This window comes from Zemynaea arenosa (assembly GCF_004614185.1).
In the GTDB taxonomy this organism is placed as follows: domain Bacteria; phylum Pseudomonadota; class Gammaproteobacteria; order Burkholderiales; family Burkholderiaceae_D; genus Telluria; species Telluria arenosa.
Map to the genome: position 1 here is coordinate 1 of NZ_SPVF01000093.1, position 4,974 is coordinate 4,974.

Annotated in this window: 3 protein-coding genes; 2 read left to right on the plus strand and 1 reads right to left on the minus strand. The window is 68.0% G+C overall.

Annotation, left to right across the window (positions count from 1 at the left end; genetic code table 11):
• Positions 1–2,370, minus strand: a 2,370-nt coding sequence (locus tag E4L96_RS06550; protein WP_135206415.1) for a sensor histidine kinase, incomplete at its 3' end; no start/stop codon positions are given.
• A 166-nt stretch (positions 2,371–2,536) separates the two neighbouring features.
• On the opposite strand from E4L96_RS06550, the gene E4L96_RS06555 reads away from it, so the two are divergent.
• Both E4L96_RS06555 and E4L96_RS24655 read left to right on the plus strand, forming a co-directional pair.
• Positions 2,537–3,280: a substrate-binding periplasmic protein gene (locus E4L96_RS06555; RefSeq protein WP_135206416.1), complete on the plus strand. Its 744-nt coding sequence runs from the start codon at positions 2,537–2,539 to the stop codon at positions 3,278–3,280.
• A gap of 135 nt (positions 3,281–3,415) precedes the next feature.
• Positions 3,416–4,974 (plus strand): methyl-accepting chemotaxis protein (locus E4L96_RS24655; protein WP_307721629.1); only part of this gene is annotated, 1,559 nt, incomplete at its 3' end.

Consider the following 4,974-nt stretch of genomic DNA (forward strand, 5'->3'; position numbering starts at 1 on the left):
TGCCGAAGCCCTCGTACAGCGAGGGGAACACGAACACGCCCGCGCCATGGTACACTGGGCTTCGCCGCGCAGGCCCGGGCGCACCTGGGCCGCGCGGCCCGGCACCAGCGGCAGCTGGATGTGGAAGGTGGTGCCCTGGCCCAGTGTGCTCTCGACGCGGATGGTCCCGCCCATCAGCTCCACCAGCTGGCGGCTGATGGTGGTGCCCAGGCCGGTGCCGCCGTAGCGGCGCGTCATCGAGGCGTCGGCCTGGGTGAACGGGTCGAAGATGGCGTGCAGCCGGTCCGCTGCGATGCCGATGCCGCTGTCCTGGATGGTGAAGTGCAGCTGGCCCTGGACCGCGCGCGCCTTGAGCGTCACGCTGCCGTGTTCCGTGAACTTGATCGCGTTATCGAGGATGTTGGTCAGCACCTGGCGCACGCGCAGCTCGTCGCCGCGGATCCAGGCGGGCAGCTGCGGGTCGTACTGCATGTCCAGCTGCAGGCCCTTGGCGTGCGCGTTGGGGGAGAGCGTCGAGGACAGCTCCTCGATCAGCGTCAGCAGGTTGAAGTCGGTGATCTCCAGCTCCACCGCGCCCTTGTCCAGCTTGGCCGTGTCGAGGATCTCGTTCAGCAGGCGCAGCAGGGAGCGGCCCGCATTGCGCACAGTGTCCAGCTGGTGGCGCTGCTCGGGCGACAGCGGGCTGTCGAGCAGCACGTCGGTGAAGCCGAGGATGGAGTTCATCGGCGTGCGGATCTCGTGGCTCATGTTGGCCACGAAGGCCGCGCGCGCGGCGGCGGCCTGCTCGGCCTTTTCCTTCGCCTCGCGCAGCGCTTCCTCCATCGCGCGGCGCTCGGTCATGTCGAGGATCACGCCATCGAGCCAGCGCACGGCGCCATCGTCGTCCGCCACCGGGGTGCCGTTTTCCCACAGCCAGCGCAAGCTGCCGTCGGCGTGGCGCAGCGCGTATTCGACCAGGTAGGGCTGGCGCGTGCGCAGGGCGCCCGCCACGGCCGCGGCCACGCGGGCCCGGTCGTGCGGCTCGACCAGGCCATCGATGCTGCGCAGCGGCGCGGCGCCGGTGAAATCGGCGGCCGGGTAGCCGGTGATGCGTTCGACCGCATCGGACACGAACACCATCGGACGGCAGTCCTGGGCCAGGCTGCGGTAGGAGATGCCGGGCAGGTTGCCGATCAGGGAGCGGAACTGGCGCTCGCTGTCGCGCAGCGCCTGTTCCATGGCGCGCCGTTCGCTGATGTCGGTGATGAAGCACACGAAGCGTTCGCGTTCGCCCAGGCGCGCATGGCCCAGGGTGCGGCGCACCGGAACCACGGTGCCGTCACGGCGCAGGCCCAGCACCTCGCTGGTCTGCTGGGCGATGCCGGGCCGGCCCGCGCGCAGCACGTCCAGCAGGTTGTCCTGGGCCGGTTCGGCGATCAGCGCCGAAATGTGCTGGCCGATCGCATCCTGCGCGCGCCAGCGGTAGATCCGTTCGGCCGAGGTGTTGAAGCCCTCGATCATGCCGTCCCCGTTGACGGTGATGACGCCGTCCACGGTGGTGGACAGCATCTCCTGGGTCCAGTCCTGCGTCTGGCGCAGTTCGATGAAGATGGCGCGGTAGCGCAGCAGGCCGTTCACCGCCAGCACGAAGGCCGTGAAGGCGACCGTGATGCAGGTGATCGACAGGGCCAGGAAATTGGCGTTGGCAGTACCGCTGGAGGTCTGGTCCACGGTGCCCGCAAAGCGCGCGGCCGCCATGCCGGTGTAATGCATGCCGGCGATGGCGCAGCCCATCACAATGGCCGCCAGCAGCAGGATGCGGCCCTGGCCCAGGCGGGCCGCGAAGCCGCGCAGGCCGTAGCGCACCCACAGCGCGAGCGTGGCCAGCACCACTGCCACCACGATCGACAGGCCGAAGACGTATGGATCGTAGTGCAGCACCAGCGACATGCGCATCGCCGCCATGCCGGTGTAATGCATGGCGCCGATGCCCGCGCCCACCAGTACGCCGCCCGCCAGCAGCTGCCAGCGCGAGAGCTGGTCGCGCCCGATCAGGTTCAGGGCCACGAACGAGGCGGCCACGCTGGGCAGGCCGGAGCCGAGCGTGATCAGCGGGTCGTATTCGACCCGGGTGCACAAGTTGAAGGCCAGCATGCCGATGAAGTGCATGGCCCACACGCCGCTGCCCAGTGCCAGGCTGCCGCTCAGCAGCACGATCGCGCGCGGCACGCGGCGGTCGTTGGCCAGCCCCGCCATTTGCAGGCCCATCCAGGATGCAAAGATCGCAATCAGCAGCGAGAGCACGACCAGGACGGGGTCGTACTGGCCGTACGCGAGCATCGACGTATCGGCCGGGGCAGCAAACAGCTGCCAGAGCGGGTAAGTGGACATGAAGCGGGGAGTGAATGCGAAGTCAACCGCCAGTATGCCTGTTTCTTCATAGAAAGTCTGTTTCCTTTATGCGACTTTTGTTGCCTGGTTGCGGCAGTTGATGGCTTGCTGCTATTCTTCAGCGAGGACCAGCCCGCTTGGGGCCGGTTGTGTTCAGGATCCGCGCATGTCCCTACGAGGTTCAGGGCTGGCGCTGCTCCTGGCCGTGGGCACCGCGGCCGGGGCCGCTCCCAAGCTCACCATCACCACGGAATACTCGCCGCCCACCAGCATGGTGGAGGACGGCCGCGTAGTCGGCACCGCCACCGACCGGGTGCGCGAGATCATGGCGCGCGTGGGGGTGGACTACACCATCGACAGCTACCCGTGGAAGCGGGCCTATGCGGCGGCCCTGTCACATGCGCACACCTGCGTCTATTCCACCACCCGCACGCCGGAACGCGAGCACCTGTTCAAATGGGTGGGGCCGACCGACCAGGGCGAGTGGGTGCTGATGGGGCGGGCGGACCGCCAGTACAACCTGCACACGCTGGACGATGCACGCCACTTGCGCATCGGTACCTACTGGGGCGATGCGCGCGACGAGTATCTGCGCTCGCGCGGCTTCCTGGTGGACCAGGCGCACACTGACGTCATCAACCCGCAGAAGCTGCTGCTGGGTCGGATCGACCTGTGGGCCGCCAGCCTGCGCGGGATTGCCGTGCTCAAGCAGAAGGGGCTCGCCGACTCGATCGTGCCGGTGCTGATCTTCAACAAGGTCAAGGTTTACCTGGCCTGCAACCCCAGCGTTCCGGACGAACTCATCACCCGCATGAACGCTGCCATGGATGCCATGCAGCGCGACGGCACCACCCGCAGGATCGACAAACAGTACGAAACCTGGGTCGAGCAGAAGTCCTTGACGCGCTGATCACAAACGTTAAATTCACGTTCTCTGATTGTTGGAATTCGGCAACGATTCGCTCTGCGTTGCCCATATTCCATCGCTAGTTGCGGCGGCGCCACGTAACATCAAGGCTCCCTCAACACATTCCCCCTTCCTAGCATGTTTAACAATTTGACCGTACGGGCGCGGTTGCAGGCCAGCTTTTTCGCGGTGGCCCTGCTGGGCGTCGTCGCGGCCGCGATCGGCATCGCCATCATGGCGGAGATGAATTCGCGGGCCGACCAGGCCTACCGCTTCGACACCCTGGGGGTGGCCTATACGAAGGACGCGAATATCAGCCTCATCAAGGCAGGACGCGCCGTGCGCGGCGTGATTCTGGCCCGCGATGAGGCGGACGTGAGCGCGCAGAATGGCCGGCTGGACAAGGCGATCCAGGGGCTCGACCGCGCGCTGGTTCAGGCCAAGCCGCTGTACGACCGGCCTGCGGCGCAGGCCGCGTTCGCCGAAGCGGAAGCGAGCGTGGCGGGCTGGAAAGCCGCGCTGGCGCAGCTGCGCCGCCAGGCCGCCGACGCCAGCCCCGAGGGCAAGCAGGCCGCGGCGGCGTTCATGTTCACCGAGTACGCGGGCCGTGCCGACCATGTCGACGAACAGCTCAACCGGCTTGCGGCGCTGAAGGAGCAGGCGGCGCTGGAATCGGACCGCGAGAACGAGGCCGCCTATCATGCGGGCCGCGGCTGGATGATCGGGCTGGTGCTGCTGGCGCTAGGGGGCGGCATCGGCCTGGGTATGTGGATCACGCGGTCGCTGACGCGCCAGCTGGGCGGCGAGCCGGACTATGCGGCCGAGGTGGCGGCGCAGATCGCGCGGGGCGAGCTGGCGCATCCAGTCGCGCTGCGCGCCGGCGACGAGTCCAGCCTGCTGGCCGCGATGGAGCAAATGCGCGTCAGCCTGGCAGGCATCGTCACAGCCGTGCGCGGCAGCACCGACACCATCGCCACCGCCTCCACCGAGATTGCGCAGGGCAACCTGGACCTGTCCTCGCGCACCGAGGAGCAGGCCAGCTCGCTGGAGGAGACCGCGTCGTCGATGGAAGAGCTGACCAGCACGGTCAAGCAGAACGCGGACAATGCGCGCCAGGCCAATGTGCTGGCCGCGTCCGCGTCCGAGGTGGCCAAGCGCGGCGGCAGCGTGGTGGGCGCCGTGGTGGCCACCATGGAATCGATCAGCGCCTCGGCGCACAAGGTGAACGACATCATCGGCGTGATCGACGGGATCGCGTTCCAGACCAACATCCTGGCGTTGAACGCGGCCGTGGAAGCGGCCCGCGCAGGCGAGCAGGGCCGCGGCTTCGCGGTGGTGGCGAGCGAAGTGCGCAGCCTGGCGCAGCGCTCGGCCGGCGCGGCCAAGGAGATCAAGGCGCTGATCGGCGCTTCGTCCGAACAGGTCGAGGCCGGCAGCAAGCTGGTGGGCGAGGCGGGCCGCACCATGGAAGAGATCGTCACGTCGATCACGCGCGTGACCGACATCATGTCCGAGATCGCATCCGCCAGCGCCGAGCAGACCGTGGGCATCGAGCAGGTCAATTCCGCGATCGTGCAGATGGACCAGGTGACGCAGCAGAACGCGGCGCTGGTCGAGGAGGCGGCGGCGGCCGCGGCGTCGATGCAGGAGCAGGCGGGGACGCTGTCGGAGCTGGTCAGCGTGTTCAAGGTGGAGAC

What these genes read in the sequence shown, in the direction of transcription:
- E4L96_RS06555 (WP_135206416.1), top strand. Translation starts at nt 2,537, where the DNA reads ATGTCCCTACGAGGTTCAGGGCTGGCGCTGCTCCTGGCCGTGGGCACC.